The sequence below is a fragment of the Bacillus sp. JAS24-2 genome (assembly GCF_008274905.1).
GTDB lineage: Bacteria > Bacillota > Bacilli > Bacillales > Bacillaceae_G > Bacillus_A > Bacillus_A cereus.
Window position 1 is genome coordinate 3,579,400 of the sequence record NZ_CP031068.1, and the last position, 17,112, is coordinate 3,596,511.

The following is a 17,112-nucleotide window of genomic DNA, read 5'->3' on the forward strand; positions in this document are numbered from 1 at the left end:
CAACTAAATAATACCCTCATCTTACAATTTTTCAATGATAAGATGAAGGTATCTTTAAAATTTTATTTTTTCGGTAACACCTGACAAACACTCATTTTTTCTTCTGATAACAATAATCCCGCTACTTCTTGTAAGTCTTGAACGGTTAGTCCTTCTAATACAGTCAATGCATCAAATAGGCTAGATTCATTAAACGCGTATCGTGTAAATTGATTTGCAATATATTCTGGTGAATTTAACGAGCGTAAAAAACCACCAATTTTCTTTTTCTTCACTCGTTCTAATGCCGTCGCATCTAATTGATCATAATCTGTTTTTAATAAAATATCTTTTAAACGATCTGCCAATTCATCAGGTTGTTTCGTATCACCACCAACCATTGCAAAACCGAAGTTATTTTCTTCTGTATAGTCATACGAGAATGAATCATCAATAAGTCCTTCATTATATAAAGCTTCGTAATGAACAGAACTTTTTCCAAATAAATAATCTAAAAGTAACGTAAGCGCAATTTCTTGTTTTAAAAGCGCTTGCCCCTTTTCTTTTAAATTAGTCGCTTTAATACCAACTAAACATTTCGGTGTTTGCACAGGCATTGAAATAATTTTTTTCTTTTCATTTACCTCATTTGGTTCTTCTTCAAATGAACGCACAATTTCTGGCTGGTTTTTATAATCTTTTTTCGCTTGATTTTCACGTACTAAATCCATTGTTTTCTCTGGATCAATTGCACCCACAACAAATAATAACATATTGCTCGGATGATAAAATGTTTCATAACATTCATATAATAAATCTTTCGTAATTTTACTAATAGATTCGATTGTCCCCGCAATATCAATTTTAATTGGGTGTTTTACAAATAAGCTATCAATTAACCCAAAGTACAAACGCCAATCTGGGTTATCTTGATACATTTGAATTTCTTGCCCAATAATCCCCTTCTCTTTTTCAACCGTTTTTTCAGAGAAATAGGGCTCTTGTACGAAGTTTAGCAATGTATTTAAATTTTGTTCTACGTTTGAAGTACCTGAAAAAAGGTAAGCTGTTCGTGTGAAGGATGTAAAAGCATTTGCCGATGCTCCTTGTTTACTAAACAATTGGAAAGCATCATGATCTTCTTTTTCAAATAATTTATGCTCAAGAAAATGTGCAATCCCATCTGGCACACGAATCATTTCTTCTTTCCCTAATGGTACAAATGTATTATCTACAGAACCATATTTCGCCGTAAACGTTGCAAATGTTTTATTAAATCCTTGTTTCGGTAAAACATATACATCTAATCCATTAGGAAGTTTTTCATAATAGAGTGTTTCTTTTAATTGCTCATAAACAATTTTCTCCACTTACTCTCCCTCCGTTCCTTGTAAAAAGTAAATTGTATCTAGTTCAATATTTTTAGCAACTTTTACAATTTCTTCTTTTGTCACACTTTCTATACCTGTAAGCCATTCTTCAACTGGACGTGTACGATCTGAAATAATACCATGATATAGCATTTCTACAAAGCCACGTGGTGTATCAATTGCCTCTAATATTTGATTTTGGATGACACTTTTTGTTTGATGTATTTCTTCTTCAGAAAACTCTCCGTTTTGCATCGCAAGCATTTGTTCTTTAATAATCTCAACTGCTTTTTCATAATTTTTCGCTTCAATTCCTGACATAACAAATAATAAACCTTTATGACTTTCAAAGCGCGATGCTGCATAGTACGCTAAACTATTTTTTTCACGCACATTTACGAATAACTTCGAATGAGAAAAGCCACCAAACAATCCATTGAACAATTGCAATGCAAAATAATCTTCATCTTTATATGTGACAAATGTACGATAACCGATGTGTAATTTACTTTGTTTTAATTCTTGTTTTTCAACAACTTCTTTTTCTTCATTATTTCGTCTATGAAGGAGTACATTTCTTTCTCTCACTGGACGAGCTGAAATAGAAAAATACTTACTTACAAGATCAACGGCGTTTTCTGAAATATCACCAATAATATATAGATCCATTTCATCTTCCGCTAACACCTTTTGATAATATTGATACAGACTTTCATTTGTAATAGACATAACACTCTCTTTTTTTCCATTTGCACTTAAACGATACGGTTCTACTTTGCACATTTCTTCAATTAAACGCTCGTTTGCATAACGCATTTTATCGTCATAAGTAGCTTCAATTCTCTGTAACAGTGCTCTTTTTTCACTTTCTACGATAGAAGATAGGAAACCGTTGCCCTCCGTTGCTGGATGTAACACAATATCTGACAACATAGAAAGCGCTTTTTCAAATAACGGTGGTGCATCATGTAAGTAAACTTCATTTGCAATGTCTACATAAATGGAGATAATATGGTCTTCCCCTTTTTTACTTACATCTACCGCTAAAGAAGATCCGTATAATTCTTCTAAATATTGACGAAGACGAATTACAGAAGGTAATTTTTCTGTCGCACTTTGCAATACGTATGGCAATAAGGCACGCTCTGTCACCGTCTCCTCATTTAAAGGCGCTTTAAAACGAAATACAAAGGTATTCGTTTTATATTTATCAGTCGGAATAATATGTACGCGCAAACCATCTAACTCATGTAGTTGTTGTTCCATTAGTTTCATTTATAGCCCTCCTTTACGTATATAGGAATATTCCTCTTCAATATACAGTTTTTAGAAATAAAAAATCAACTTTTCTCCCTTATTATGCTTACATATGATTCTTTCTAAAAACTTTAATATGTAAGGAACATAGTAAAATTCCGTATTAAATATATTCTATGTAAAAAAGCCCACACTAATGTGCGAGCTTTTTTATACTTATAAAATACTTATCGTTTTCCTTTTTCATAAGGAGTTCCTAATGCTTTCGGAGCTTCAGAACGACCTACAAAACCAACAAGCGCTAATATTGTGAATACATATGGTAATATCGTTAATAAAACACTTGGAATTTGATCTAATACAGGAATTGTTCCGCCCGTTACACTTAGAGATTGCGCAAAACCAAAGAATAGAGCTGCACCTAATGCACCTAGTGGATTCCACTTCCCAAAAATCATAGCAGCTAAAGCTAAGAAACCTTGTCCTGTAATAGTTGCCCCTGAGAAGTTATTAGAAATTGACATTGCAAAAATCGCTCCACCAATTCCAGCAAACACTCCTGAAATACAGACTCCAATATAACGCATTTTATATACATTAATCCCCATCGTATCTGCTGCCATTGGGTGTTCACCAACAGCACGTAGACGAAGACCGAACGGTGTTTTATAAATAACATACCAAACAACGAATGCTAAAATAATGGCAATATACGACGTTATTGGTACGTTCGAGAAAAATATTTTCCCTAAAACCGGAATATCCGAAAGGCCTGGAATATCAATCTTTTCAATACGATACTGAATAAAGTCAGTCTGCCCTTTATCAAAAATCTTCTTAATTGCAAATACTGTTAAACCAAGAGATAAGAAGTTAATGGCTACACCACTTACAACTTGATCTGCTCGGAATGTAATAGAAGCTACCGCATGAAGTAATGCAAATAATCCACTACCAATTGCCGCAAATAATAACGCAATCCATGGAGTCATCGTTCCCCAAGTATCACCCATTAATAAGTTTGTAACAACTCCAATAAATGCACCAAATAGCATTAGTCCTTCTAATCCGATATTTACAACACCCGATCGTTCACTAAATACACCACCTAGTGCTGTGAAAATGATAGGTGCCGATGTATATAACGTACCCGTCACAAGAATGGCTAATATATCTAAAAAGCTCATTTATTTCCCCTCCTTGCTCATGCGTGTAAGCGCCCATCTTAACACATAACTACATGCAACAAAGAAGATGATACATGCAATAATTACATTAATAAGCTCTGACGGTACATCTGCCTCAAAGTTCATTTGAGGGGAAGCACTTTTCAAACCACCAAATAATAAAGCTGAAAGGATTATACCAAACGGATTATTCCCTCCAAGTAATGCTACGGCAATCCCATCAAATCCTACTCCTGTAAACGAAGACATCGCTGTCATACTCTGGAATGTCCCTAATCCTTCCATCGCTCCACCAATCCCCGCAAATGCACCAGCAATTGTCATAGAGAATACTACATTACGAGAAACTTTCATACCTGCATATTGAGAAGCATGCTGATTAAATCCTACAGACTTTAATTCGTAACCTAAAGTTGTTCGATCTAATAAGAACCACATTAAAATAGCGATTAAAATTGCTACAATAATTCCCCAGTGTAGACGTGAACCGTCAGTAATAGAAGCAAGCCAGTCTGAAGATAGTGACGCACTCTCTTTAATATCATACGTTTTGTCATTACCCGCATGTAAGAAACGCTTAATGATGTCATACGTTACATACAACGCAATATAGTTCATCATAATAGTTACAATAACTTCATTCACTTGAAACTTCCCTTTTAAATATCCCGGAATGAAGCCCCAAATTCCGCCCACCAATGCGGCAAATAAAATCGATAATGGAATATGAAGGAACGCTGGTAGTGAGACTGCATAACCGAACCAAACCGCTGCAAGCCAACCAACTAACAATTGACCCTCTACCCCGATATTAAATAAACCTGTACGAAATGCAAACGCCACCGATAAGCCAGCAAGAATAAGCGGTATCATTGTACGGAGCGTTTCACCAATCGCACTTGCGCTGCCGAACATTCCTGTCCAAAGTGCACTATAACCAACAATTGGATCATAGCCACTAACTAGCATTACAATCGCTCCTACAAGTAAGCCGAAAATAACGGATAGTACTGGGACTAAAATATTTATCGTTCGTTCTGTTAAAAGTTTTTTAGCCATTTGTACCCACCTGCTCCTTCTTTGTTCCTCCAGCCATTAACAATCCAAGCTGTTGTTCATTCGTTTCTTTCGCATCAACTATTGCTACAATTTCCCCTTCATAAATAACAGCAATTCGATCGCTAACATTTAAGATTTCATCTAACTCTAATGATAAAAGTAATACACCTTTTCCTTTATCCCTTTGCTCTATTAATCTCTTATGAATAAATTCAATTGCTCCTACATCTAAACCACGTGTTGGCTGTGCCGCAATTAATAAATCTGGATTTCGGTCTACTTCACGTGCAATAATTGCTTTTTGTTGATTGCCCCCAGATAGAGCGCGTGCTAACGTTTGCTCACTAGGTGTACGTACATCAAACTGTTCAATAAGAGCCTTTGCTTTTTCTGTAATTTTGCTGAAATTTAAAATCCCTTTCTTTGAAAACGGATTTTTATAGTACGTTTGAAGAACTATATTATCTCTAACAGAAAAATCAAGAACGAGTCCGTGTTTATGACGATCTTCTGGAATATGACCAATTCCTTCTTCTGTTATTCTTCTAACAGGCCAATTTGTTATTTCTTTTCCTTTAATTGCAATAGAACCTGACTCAACTTTTCGTAAACCAGTAATCGCTTCTATTAATTCACTTTGTCCGTTTCCATCAATCCCTGCAATCCCAACAATTTCCCCCGCACGAACAGTTAAGTCAAGGCCTTTTACAGCAGGTAGTTGACGAGCATCGTGAACAACAAGGTTTTCAATTGAAAGTACCTCTTCTTTTGGCTTCGCGTCTATTTTTTCTGTTTTAAAATTCACTTGACGTCCGACCATTAATTCTGCAAGTTTATTTTCATCCGTATTTGCAACGTCAACCGTTCCAATCCCTTTTCCTTTACGAATAATCGTACAACGATCGCAAACTTCCATAATTTCTTTCAACTTATGTGTAATAAGAACAATAGATTTTCCTTCTTGTACAAGCTTTTTCATAATTTGAATTAGCTCATGAATTTCTTGTGGTGTTAACACAGCTGTCGGTTCATCAAATATTAAAATTTCTGCACCGCGGTAAAGAGTTTTCAAAATCTCAACACGCTGTTGCATACCCACTGAAATATCCTGTATTTTCGCATATGGATCTACAGCCAAACCGTATTGTTCAGACAGTTTTTGAATTTCTTTAGCAGCATCCTCAACAGCAATTTTCCCTTTTTTCTTCGGTTCATTTCCGAGAATAATATTCTCTGTAACTGTAAAATTATGAACAAGCATAAAGTGTTGATGGACCATTCCAATACCAAGGTCATTTGCTATATTCGGATTTGTGATTTTTACAGGTTTACCTTTAATTTTAATTTCACCCTGCTCTGGTTGGTACAAACCAAATAGTACATTCATCAATGTGGATTTCCCTGCACCATTTTCTCCAAGTAAAGCATGTATCTCACCCTGCTTTACTTGCAGCGTAATATCATCATTCGCTACAATGCCTGGGAATACTTTCGTAATGTTATTCATCTCAATTACGTATTCCATTGTGTTCCTCCTTTTAACAGGGAACATTCCCTATTACACTATTAACTTATTAAGCAATTCGGAAGTTTTATACATACAAAGGTTAGTTCTATGAACTAACCTTTGCTATTTCTCTATTTATTTTTTTAGAGAAGCTTCGTATTCTTTATACTCTTTATCTGTAGCTGGCACTTTAATTTCACCGGCTGTAATTTTCTTTTCAAGCTCTTCTACTTTTGTTAAAATTTCAGGGTTAACTTTTTTCACGTTATCAGTTGTTTTTGAAATACCAATACCGTCATCTTTTAAGCCAAACTCTTCAATTTTCCCACCTTTTAAATTTCCATCTTTTGCTTCTTTAGCTACTTTTTCTACAGCTACATCAACACGTTTAATCATTGAAGTTAATGTTACATTTTCAGGCATACCTTCTTGATGTTGGTCACGGTCAACACCGATTACCCATACATTTTCACCTTTTTTCTTACGGTTTTTCGCTTCTGTGAACACACCGTTACCTGTACCACCAGCAGCATGATAAATTACGTCTACGCCTTGACCATACATTGCTGAAGCAAGAACTGTACCTTTTTCAGGCTTATCGAATGCTTCTGCATATTCAGATACGATTTCAATGTTTGGATTTACTGCCTTTGCACCAGCTTTAAATCCATTTTCAAATTTACTAATTAAATCACTTTTCATTCCACCAACAAATCCTACTTTATTTGATTTTGTTGACATAGCTGCTACCGCACCTACAAGGAATGATCCTTCATGATCTTTAAACGTAATGCTCGTTACGTTCGGTGCATCTACAACAGTATCTACGATTGCAAATTGTTGTTTTGACGATTCTTTTGCTACTTCTTTAATTGCACCCTCTAATTTATAACCAATTCCGAATGTTAAATCATATTTATCTTTCGAGAATTTTTTTAAATTCGGAATATAATCAGCCTCTTTTTCAGACTGAAGGTAACGATAATTTGTCTTTTCTTTTAAACCATTATCTTTACCAAACTTTTGTAACCCTTCCCAAGAAGATTGGTTGAATGACTTATCATCAACGCCCCCAACATCCGTTACAAGACCAACCTTGAAATCTTTATTGTCTTTCGTGTCTTTCTTGTCACTGCTCGCCTTATCCGAGTTACCACATGCACCTAAAACTGTACTTGCTGCTAATGTTAATGATAATAAAAGGCCTGCTTTTTTCTTCATACTAGAAACCCCTCCAAAAATGATATATATTTATTTATTCTTACGCTGCTGTTCCTTACTTCTTGCTGTCACCTCCCTAAAAAGGAATTTACCTACATACGCTTTCTTAATACGTGGAAGCTAAATTTATCAGCTCTAAAGTAATTGATAGAATATAAGATTGGCTCATCATTTTGATCATAGTGCATTTGTTTTAATACAAGCAGTGCTGTTTCAGGCTCACATTCTAAAATCGGTGAGATTTTAGGGTGATAGCCAATTGGCTCAATGTGGGCAACCGCATATGTTATGCGCTTATGTGTGTTATTATGTATCACCGTTAATAATGATTCCTCATTGTAACCCGATAAATCTGGCAATATTTCTTTTGCAAGTTTATCGATACAATACACAACAGGTTCCCCATCTGCTGTACGCACGCGTTCAATCATCACTGCATTAAAACCATCTTCACTATTAAACTTCTCTTTTTCCTCTTCTGTTAAAGTTGTAGTAGATGATGATAAAAAGATTGTTCCTGGTGTTTTCCCCACACTAGAAATCATATCTGTAATACTAGAAAGTTGTTCTATTCCAGAAGAAAATAATGGCTTTGCATTTACAAATGTCCCTACACCATGTCTACGAATGACAACATTTTCTTCTTCTAAAATACGCAACGCTTCCCTTAAAGTCGCTCTACTTACGCCAAGTTCTTTCGCTAAATCAAACTCTGATGGTAACTTTTGTCGTTCTTTATAAGCCCCATCTTTAATTTTTTCTTTGATGTGATCAATCACCCGTAGATATAGGTGACGACTATCGGATTTTACTGACATAAGACTCCCCCGCATTTCAATTATTCGACCTCTGATGTAAGACTTCTTTTCTCTTTTTTCAACTTACAACATAGTACAAATGACTAAACACCAAAATAAGCGTAATTGTCGAATAAATAATAATAATTTTTTTTAATGAAATTTTCACTCTTTATTGCATAAAAAAAACTTTGCACCATAAACATTCCTCATTTCGAGAAAAAGTTCGGCACAAAGATCCTTTACATCCTTTGTTACACACTTTTCCCCTCATAGTCTAGCAATTCATGGTTGCCAGGTAGAAACTTATGGACCTTATCTCCAAGATTATATGAGGCAGTGATTCTTTTCGAAGTAATCTTACCACTTGCTCTCATACGTGTCAACAAAATCGAACATTTTTCTGCATTAAATATCGAACATTTACATAAAACATACTCAAAGTATTCGTATTCTAAAGAGCACTCCTGAATGTAAGCCCTTTCTTTATTACTGAGTATAGTATATAACAAAAACACTATATAAAAAAGCCTAATTGTAAAAACAATTAGGCTTTTTTTAAGAACTTTTTTCTTGTACATCATTAATGAGCACTTCTCTCGGTTTACTACCTTCATATGGACCTACTACACCATTCATTTCCATTGCATCAATTAGGCGAGCAGCTCGCGTATAACCTACTCTAAACCTACGTTGTAACATAGAAACAGATGCTGTTTGCATTTCCACTACAAGTTGAACCGCTTCATCATATAATTCATCTTCTACTTCCTGCTTCGTATCAGGAACATCTTGCGGAATCATATCTTCTTGATATTGTGCTTTTTGCTGTCCAATGACATATTCTACAACTCTCTCAACTTCATCATCTGATAAAAATGCGCCTTGTACACGTACAGGTTTCGATGCACCAATTGGTATAAACAGCATGTCTCCACGACCTAGTAGCTTCTCTGCACCACCACCGTCAAGAATTGTACGAGAATCTGTTTGAGAAGATACAGCGAATGCAATACGTGATGGAATATTTGCTTTAATAACACCCGTAATAACATCAACTGACGGACGTTGCGTTGCAATAATTAAATGAATACCAGCAGCACGAGCCATTTGCGCTAGACGCATAATCGCATCCTCTACATCAGACGAAGCAACCATCATTAAATCTGCTAACTCGTCCACAATTACTACAATATAAGGTAATTCGGGTTGTTTCGCTTCTGATTGACTATTATGCTCTTTTATATAATCGTTGTATCCTTCAATGTTACGTGTACCACTATGAGCAAACAATTCATAACGACGTTCCATTTCACTCACAACTTTTTTCAATGCTTGCGATGCTTTTTTCGGATCAGTTACAACTGGCGTTAACAAATGAGGCACACCGTTATATACATTTAACTCTACCATTTTCGGGTCAATCATCATTAATTTTACTTCATGTGGTTTTGCACGCATTAAAATACTAACAATAATACCGTTAATACATACACTTTTCCCGCTACCTGTCGCACCAGCTACGAGTAAATGGGGCATTTTATTTAGACGGGCTAATACAGCTTCACCTGTAATATCTCGGCCAAGACCAATTAACAACTTCTCTTCCGGATGGTTATTAGCCTTAGAATCAAGCACTTCCCTCAGTGTTACCATCGAAACTTCTGAGTTCGGAACTTCGATCCCTACAGCTGATTTCCCGGGAATTGGCGCTTCAATACGAATGTCCTTTGCAGCTAAAGCAAGGGCTAAATCATCACTTAAACTGACAATTTTGCTTACTTTTACCCCCATATCAGGATACACTTCATATTTTGTAACTGCAGGACCTCTATGTACTTTTGTTACTTTCGCTTTCACTCCGAAACTTTGGAATGTACGTTCTAATTTACGAGCATTCTCATAAATTTCCGCATTTTCATTTGTAACTTGCTTATTCTTTGGAAATTTTAATATATCAAGTGAAGGAAGCTTGTAATCTTTATTTTCTACATTTGAAAATTGCATAGGAGGTGCTTGCGCTTCACTCTCTAACGATTCAACAATTTTTTCTCCACGCTTTTTCTTTGGTTCTTCAATTGGCGGAGTCTCTTCAATAAACGGTGAAGTGATCAAATCTTCTTCCTCTACTTCGATTCGTTTATCCTCTTCTTCATTTACAGGATAATTCTCAGTGAAATTCGAAATAATCGGAGGATCAATTGAAATTTCTTCCATAGGCTCAATAATTTCTTCTTGTTCTGCAGCACGTTTGCTTCTTGTGCTTCTTGTTGTTTTTTTCTTTTCTGTTTGTTCAGCCGTTCTTTTAGCTCTCCAATCTTTATAATCCCCTTGCATCACTTGAAATTGACTTCTAAGAATTCTACCAACTGGCGCTAACACTTCTCCAATATGCTTATTTGTTATACAAAGTATACCGAGAATAACTAGAATAATACCAATGATATAAGCTCCTACTTCGTCAAATAAGAAGTAACATGTTGCGAACATAAGCGCACCAAACATACCACCACCTAAATGAACGCTATCTGGCCCCTTTTTCATTTCAAGAAAGAAGTTATCTTTCGTACTCACAATAACAGAAGTATTTTGCACTGCTCCATCTTTTGTAAGAAGGTTAAATAATGTAATATGACTAAACATTAATATCGCCAATACAATTAAATAAAATCCAATTAATCGTTTATTTAAAAGGTTCGGCCATCCGCGTTTTATAACAAAGGAAACCGATAAAGCTATTACACCTAACACACCAATTATGTACCACTCACCAAAGAAGAAGCGAAAAAATAACACAAACGATTTTCCTACAACGCCTAGCTGTAAAATCGTAATGATTGAAAGTGCAAAAAGAGTTAAACCGACGATTTCATAATACAAAGTTGGCTTTATCGTACGTCTTGCCTTTGCCTTCGTCCCTCTTTGCTTTTGTTTTGCCATTTCTTCACCTCGCGTTCTACATATAAATAAAGCTCCCCTCAAAACGCTCTATTTATATGTCTGTTTTCTCTATTTTTCAGGTCTTTATATCTTCTATTTTTACACTTCTTGTAAAATGCTAAATAAACAGAAGAAAGCAGCCTACTCATGGCTGCTCAACCGTCTTGTTTTTTATATTATACCATAGCTTCTAAACAAAATCCTTCTTTTTGCTAAAAGGTTATTTTCTGACCGGGCTCAAACTCTAAATAGTGAAGTGGGTCCGTACTTAGCACACGTACAATAGAATAACATCCATGTTCCTCTTCAGAAACCATTAATTCCACACCATTTATATTTACAACTTTTTGACTTTCACATTGTGAATAATCGGCCGGATACACAAGTTGCTCTGGCATAATTGTATATAAAATCATTGTAGCATTGTCCCTTCTGTACTATCTTCCGCGCGAACATCTATTAATTCGTTTAATTTTCGAATCGCATTTCCAATACCGCCAACATCATCTATAAGACCGTACTTTACTGCATCCCCACCAATTACATTCGTCCCAATATCTCGCGTTAAATTCCCTTTCGCAAACATAAGCTCTTTAAAACGATCTTCTGTTACTTTTGAGTGCTTCGTCACAAAACGAATGACTCTTTCTTGCATCTTATCCAAATACTCAAATGTTTGTGGCACACCTATGACAAGACCTGTTAAACGAATTGGATGAATTGTCATCGTCGCAGTTTCCGCAATAAACGAATAGTCAGTAGAAACAGCAATCGGTACACCGATGGAATGTCCCCCACCTAAAACTAGAGATACTGTTGGTTTTGAAAGTGAAGCTACCATTTCAGAAATTGCTAGCCCAGCTTCAACGTCACCTCCAACCGTATTTAATATTAAAAGCAAACCTTCAATTTTCGGATTTTGTTCAATCGCAACAATTTGCGGAATGATATGCTCGTATTTTGTTGTTTTATTTTGCGGTGGTAATTGAACATGACCTTCCACTTGTCCGATAATCGTTAAACAATGAATACGTGATTCATTCATCTGTGGTACATTTGTCTGTCCAAGCTGTTGAATTTTTTCGACTATTGAAGCCTCTTTTCCAGCTTCTTTTGGCTCAGCTTCTTTTTCTTCATTTGTATATCGATCACGTTCTGTCATTTCGCATCCCCTTTCACTCGTATATAACTATTATTTCTTAAGTTATAAATTTCATTCGATAGGGTTAAAAAGAAAAAAGATCACCCATAAGGGTGATCTTTTTTATACTTCCATAATAATCGGTAAAATCATAGGTTTTCTCTTTGTCTCTTCGTACAAGAACTGTCCTAATAATTCACGAATATTTTGTTTTAACATTGACCATTCAATTGAATATTCTTTAATTGACTGCTCAACAATCATACGTACAATCTCTGTAGAACGTTCAATTAACGCTTCTGATTCACGAACATATACGAAACCACGTGAAATGATTTCTGGACCAGAGATAATTTTCTTTTCATCTTTACCAAGCGTTACAACAACTACTAGTATTCCATCTTGAGATAACATCTTTCTATCTCGAAGAACGATATTACCAACGTCACCTACACCTAATCCATCAATTAAAACATTACCAGCTTGTACTTTACCGACTAAGTTCGCTTCATCGTCACCAAAAGCAATTACATCGCCTTTTTCTACGATAAAGATATTTTCTCTTGTAATACCTACATCTTCAGCTAAATATGCATGCGCTTTTTGCATACGGAACTCACCATGTACGGGTACAAAGTACTTTGGTTTCATTAAATTTAACATTAATTTTAATTCTTCTTGGCTACCGTGACCTGACACGTGAACTTTTCTTTCGCCGTAATAAACAACTTCAGCTCCAGCTCTAAATAACAAATCAATAATTTTTGATACAGATATTTCATTACCCGGAATTGGCGAAGCAGCAATGATAACAGTATCACCTTTACGAATTGAAATTTGTTTATGTGCTTGTTTTGCCATTCTAGATAGAGCAGCCATCGGTTCACCTTGACTACCTGTCGTTAAAATAGCTACCTTTTTCTCTGGGAAGTTGTCTACTTCTTGTAATGAAATAACCATACCTTCTGGAACATCTAAATAACCAAGACGTCTTGCAATGTCTACTACTTTCACCATACTACGTCCTACTACCGCTACTTTTCGCCCTGTTTCAGCAGCTGCATCAAATACTTGTTGAATACGATGTACATTTGATGCAAATGAAGCAACGATAATACGACCTTCTGCGCCATAGAACACTTTAGAGATTTCTACACCAACTTCTTTTTCTGAACCTGTATAACCTGGGCGCTCTGCGTTTGTACTATCAGATAATAAGCAAAGTACGCCTTCATTTCCGATTTGCGCCATTTTCCCAAGGTCTGCTCCACTATTTCCAATTGGAGTTTGATCGAATTTAAAGTCTCCCGTATATACGACTGCACCTTTTGATGTATGGAAACAAACGCCAACAGAATCCGGAATACTATGTGTCGTTCCGAAGAATGACACCGTTGTAGTGTTAAATTCTACTGTTGAATTTGAATCGATTGTTTTTAGGTCTACACGGCCTAACATGCCCGCTTCACCAAGTTTTTCTTGTATAAGTCCTACTGTTAATTTCGTTGCATAGACTGGAATAGATAATTTACGAAGTACATACACAATTCCACCAATATGATCTTCATGACCGTGAGTAATAAATAAACCTTTTACTCGCTCTTGATTTTCCACTAAATATGTAATATCAGGAATAACGATATCAATTCCAAACATTTCATCTCCCGGGAACATTAACCCTGCATCTACGATAAAGATTTCAGAATCAATTTCAACACAGTACATGTTTTTCCCGATTTCACCTACTCCACCAAGAGCAAATACTTTAACAGACTCATTCTCTTTTCTCTTCATGTTGTTGCCTGGTTTAAAAATCTTGCAAACACTGATTTCACTAAAATTGCAGAGACACCAGGGGAAACTCTACAACCACCATATTTTCACCGTCCAAGACGAATGTCCTTACCGTTATGCGATATCATGTCCTTGTTTATTTTTTAAACCAGGTTTCACCTCTCTTTCATTATATAAATCAAATATCTTATTCGATATGATATGAAAATTTAATTAAATTATAATTTTTCCCAATTTTGCTAAGCATACCCGTACTAAGCTACTTAGCCATATTATACCTGATACAAGAAATAGAACACAAGTTAAATCGTGCGAAAGAAAGAGTAAAAGAACGGAATGACAACAAAAGTATCGAAGGTATTTCCTTTATATTTACTTTGATTTTATACTCCATATTATTTTGAAGAACTAGCCATACATACGCTAAATTCATTTCATAATAGGGAGTTTCAAGATTTATTTTTCTAGAATCCAACAAAAACACTTACAAAATGGAGTTTTTTTATGAATTACGTCAAATTTGAGGGGATTTCTCTAAAAACAAACACCGTAGTTTATTACGTTTATTCCATAATATCTATCATTTTTTGACTCGGTTAAAGGAGTACGATTATTTTCTTATACACATAATGAAGAAGCGATTAATATTCTTATAAGAACACATATAGGTGAGAAAACGAGAAAAAGATTTGCATATAATAAAAAATGACCTAGTTCTACACTAGGTCATTTTTTATTAACGAGGGATAGATTGCATTACAGATTGTAACGTTACTCTTTCTTCTTCTGTTAATGGAAGAAGTGGTAAACGTACAGAACCTACATCTAATCCAACCATTTGTAACGCTGTTTTTACTGGAGTTGGACTTGGCGCCATAAATAATGAATCAGTTACTCTTACAAGTAATTGATGTAATTTTTGTGCCTTCTTAAATTCTCCTGATTGAAATGCTGTAATCATTTCTTGCATTTCGTTTCCGATAACATGAGATGCTACCGAAACGATACCTTTCGCTCCAACTGCCATAGCTGGTAACGTTAAACCATCATCACCGCTGTATACCGCAAAGTCGTCCGCTGTTTTTTCAATGATTTCTGTCATTGTTAACACATCGCCGCCGGCATCTTTAATAGCAACAATGTTTTCTATTTCTGATAAACGAACAACTGTATCAACGGAGATTTGTACAATAGATCGTCCCGGAACGTTATATAGCATAACCGGAAGCGGCGTACTTTCAGCAATTGCTTTAAAATGCTGATACATTCCTTCTTGACTCGGTTTGTTATAATACGGTGCTACTAGCATTACTGCATCCACACCAACTTCTGTTGCCTTTTTAGTTAAGTCAATAGAAGCATGCGTATTATTGCTACCTGTTCCAGCGATTACGGGCACTCTTTTATCGACAACAGATACGACATGGCGATATAACGCTACTTTCTCTTCTGAAGTTAATGTAGGAGATTCTCCTGTCGTTCCTCCTACCACGATTGCTGTTGTACCGTTATCAATTAAATAATTTACCAATTTCGTTGTCTTTGCAAAATCGATATTCCCGTTTATATCAAACGGTGTTACCATCGCGGTTGCAATTGTCCCAAAATCTATCATGGTCTCACTCCTTATTGTTCCAGTTGCTTTTCTTTTGAAAGCTCAAACGCACTATGTAATGCATTTACAGCCTCCACCAAATCAATTTCTTTTACAAGAACCCAAATTGTTGTATGACTATCTGCCGATTGCAGGATTTGAATACCTTTTTCTGCTAAAGCTGTAACGATTTTTGCAGTAACCCCTGGGATGCCTGCCATTCCAGCTCCAACGATAGATACTTTCGCACAATGTTCTGTCACAATTGGCTCATATCCAAGTTGTTTTAGCACTTCGACAGCACGAGCTGATACATTATCATTTACTGTGTAAGCTACACCAGTAGGAGAAATGTTAATTAAATCAACACTAATGCCTTCGTTTGCCATTTCTTTAAATACATGCTGCTGTATGTCGTATGCCGTTTCTTTTGCAAGTACTTTAATTTGCGTTACGTTCGATACGTGGGCAATACCTGTAACAGGACGTTCTTCTACATCCTGCCCTTTTGTAGCACCATCGTATGCTGCAATAAGAGTACCTTCACTTTCAGAATACGTAGAACGTACACGAAGTGGCACTTTTGCATGCATCGCAATTTCAACTGCACGTGGATGAACGACTTTCGCACCTTGATAAGCCATGTTACAAATTTCGTTATACGTTACAGTTTGAAGATGACGTGCATCTTTTACAATACGAGGATCCGCAGTCATAACACCTTCTACATCAGTGAATATATCGATATATTCAGCATGAAGTGCAACACCTAATGCTGAAGCTGAAGTATCACTACCTCCGCGTCCAAGTGTTGTCGTATCACCTTTTTTCGTTTGCCCTTGAAATCCTGTAACGACGATTACATCTACATTTTCTAACTCTTCATGTATACGATCGCAATTCATTTCAATAATCTTTGCATTCGTAAAGTCATCATTCGTTACAAAACCAGCTTGTGCACCATTTAATGCTGCTGCTTTTATACCGTTCTCATTCAACATATTAGAGAAAACAATTGCAGAGATTAACTCTCCGCATGATAATAATAAATCTTGCTCACGTTTAGAAATAGTAGATTCCTCTTGATTTACAAGACTTAATAACGTATCCGTTGCATATGGTTCACCTTTACGGCCCATAGCAGATACGACAGTAACTACTTTATAACCAGCAGCTAATGATTTTTTTATATGATGAAGCGCATGCTTACGTCCATTGTCATCACGTACTGATGTGCCACCAAATTTTTGAACAATTATTTTCATA

The 17,112-nt window shown here is 35.9% G+C and carries 13 protein-coding genes and 1 riboswitch; all 13 genes read right to left on the reverse strand.

The window, feature by feature from the left end; translation table 11 throughout:
• Nucleotides 1–62: 62 nt before the first annotated feature.
• Nucleotides 63–1,349, reverse strand: coding sequence for an EF-P 5-aminopentanol modification-associated protein YfmH (gene yfmH / locus DN407_RS18425; protein WP_149216562.1), 1,287 nt, complete (start codon nt 1,347–1,349; stop codon nt 63–65).
• Nucleotides 1,350–2,624 carry an EF-P 5-aminopentanol modification-associated protein YfmF gene (yfmF, locus tag DN407_RS18430; RefSeq protein ID WP_000772405.1) on the reverse strand — a complete coding sequence of 425 codons (1,275 nt, stop codon included), beginning with the start codon at nt 2,622–2,624 and terminating at the stop codon, nt 1,350–1,352.
• 209 nt (nt 2,625–2,833) lie between these two features.
• Nucleotides 2,834–3,793 carry an ABC transporter permease gene (locus DN407_RS18435; protein WP_000008857.1) on the reverse strand — a complete coding sequence of 320 codons (960 nt, stop codon included), beginning with the start codon at nt 3,791–3,793 and terminating at the stop codon, nt 2,834–2,836.
• On the reverse strand, nt 3,794–4,852 hold the full coding sequence (locus DN407_RS18440; protein ID WP_001085254.1) for an ABC transporter permease: 1,059 nt from the start codon (nt 4,850–4,852) through the stop codon (nt 3,794–3,796). It lies immediately after the preceding gene.
• Nucleotides 4,845–6,377, reverse strand: a complete 1,533-nt coding sequence (locus DN407_RS18445; protein WP_000456908.1) for an ABC transporter ATP-binding protein — start codon at nt 6,375–6,377, stop codon at nt 4,845–4,847. Before DN407_RS18445 ends, DN407_RS18440 begins: the two co-directional genes overlap by 8 nt.
• 117 nt (nt 6,378–6,494) lie before the next feature.
• On the reverse strand, nt 6,495–7,580 hold the full coding sequence (locus tag DN407_RS18450; protein WP_000725771.1) for a BMP family lipoprotein: 1,086 nt from the start codon (nt 7,578–7,580) through the stop codon (nt 6,495–6,497).
• Between the two features lie 92 nt (nt 7,581–7,672).
• A complete protein-coding gene (locus DN407_RS18455) occupies nt 7,673–8,398 on the reverse strand; it encodes a GntR family transcriptional regulator (RefSeq protein WP_000114182.1) in 726 nt (241 codons plus the stop codon).
• A 232-nt stretch (nt 8,399–8,630) separates the two neighbouring features.
• Nucleotides 8,631–8,732, reverse strand: a riboswitch (purine riboswitch).
• Nucleotides 8,733–8,935: 203 nt separating this feature from the next.
• On the reverse strand, nt 8,936–11,317 hold the full coding sequence (locus DN407_RS18465; RefSeq protein WP_001118776.1) for a DNA translocase FtsK: 2,382 nt from the start codon (nt 11,315–11,317) through the stop codon (nt 8,936–8,938).
• A 212-nt stretch (nt 11,318–11,529) separates the two neighbouring features.
• Nucleotides 11,530–11,733, reverse strand: a complete 204-nt coding sequence (locus DN407_RS18470) for a YlzJ-like family protein (RefSeq protein WP_000605020.1) — start codon at nt 11,731–11,733, stop codon at nt 11,530–11,532.
• The gene (gene tepA, locus DN407_RS18475) at nt 11,730–12,479 is read right to left on the reverse strand and encodes a translocation-enhancing protein TepA (protein WP_000139806.1); all 750 of its coding nucleotides are present in this window, start codon (nt 12,477–12,479) and stop codon (nt 11,730–11,732) included. Before tepA ends, DN407_RS18470 begins: the two co-directional genes overlap by 4 nt.
• A 102-nt stretch (nt 12,480–12,581) precedes the next feature.
• Nucleotides 12,582–14,252: a ribonuclease J gene (locus DN407_RS18480; RefSeq protein ID WP_000823096.1), complete on the reverse strand. Its 1,671-nt coding sequence runs from the start codon at nt 14,250–14,252 to the stop codon at nt 12,582–12,584.
• A 736-nt stretch (nt 14,253–14,988) separates the two neighbouring features.
• Nucleotides 14,989–15,867, reverse strand: a complete 879-nt coding sequence (dapA, locus tag DN407_RS18485; RefSeq protein ID WP_000564764.1) for a 4-hydroxy-tetrahydrodipicolinate synthase — start codon at nt 15,865–15,867, stop codon at nt 14,989–14,991.
• Nucleotides 15,868–15,878: 11 nt separating this feature from the next.
• Entirely contained in the window at nt 15,879–17,111 is a 1,233-nt protein-coding gene (gene dapG / locus DN407_RS18490) for an aspartate kinase (protein WP_000692453.1), read from the reverse strand.
• Nucleotide 17,112: the final 1 nt, after the last annotated feature.

What these genes read in the sequence shown, in the direction of transcription:
- dapG (WP_000692453.1), bottom strand. Translation starts at nt 17,111, where the DNA reads ATGAAAATAATTGTTCAAAAATTTGGTGGCACATCAGTACGTGATGAC.
- DN407_RS18465 (WP_001118776.1), bottom strand. Translation starts at nt 11,317, where the DNA reads ATGGCAAAACAAAAGCAAAGAGGGACGAAGGCAAAGGCAAGACGTACG.
- yfmF (WP_000772405.1), bottom strand. Translation starts at nt 2,624, where the DNA reads ATGAAACTAATGGAACAACAACTACATGAGTTAGATGGTTTGCGCGTA.
- DN407_RS18480 (WP_000823096.1), bottom strand. Translation starts at nt 14,252, where the DNA reads ATGAAGAGAAAAGAGAATGAGTCTGTTAAAGTATTTGCTCTTGGTGGA.
- DN407_RS18455 (WP_000114182.1), bottom strand. Translation starts at nt 8,398, where the DNA reads ATGTCAGTAAAATCCGATAGTCGTCACCTATATCTACGGGTGATTGAT.
- DN407_RS18445 (WP_000456908.1), bottom strand. Translation starts at nt 6,377, where the DNA reads ATGGAATACGTAATTGAGATGAATAACATTACGAAAGTATTCCCAGGC.
- DN407_RS18470 (WP_000605020.1), bottom strand. Translation starts at nt 11,733, where the DNA reads ATGATTTTATATACAATTATGCCAGAGCAACTTGTGTATCCGGCCGAT.
- tepA (WP_000139806.1), bottom strand. Translation starts at nt 12,479, where the DNA reads ATGACAGAACGTGATCGATATACAAATGAAGAAAAAGAAGCTGAGCCA.
- DN407_RS18450 (WP_000725771.1), bottom strand. Translation starts at nt 7,580, where the DNA reads ATGAAGAAAAAAGCAGGCCTTTTATTATCATTAACATTAGCAGCAAGT.
- DN407_RS18440 (WP_001085254.1), bottom strand. Translation starts at nt 4,852, where the DNA reads ATGGCTAAAAAACTTTTAACAGAACGAACGATAAATATTTTAGTCCCA.
- DN407_RS18435 (WP_000008857.1), bottom strand. Translation starts at nt 3,793, where the DNA reads ATGAGCTTTTTAGATATATTAGCCATTCTTGTGACGGGTACGTTATAT.
- dapA (WP_000564764.1), bottom strand. Translation starts at nt 15,867, where the DNA reads ATGATAGATTTTGGGACAATTGCAACCGCGATGGTAACACCGTTTGAT.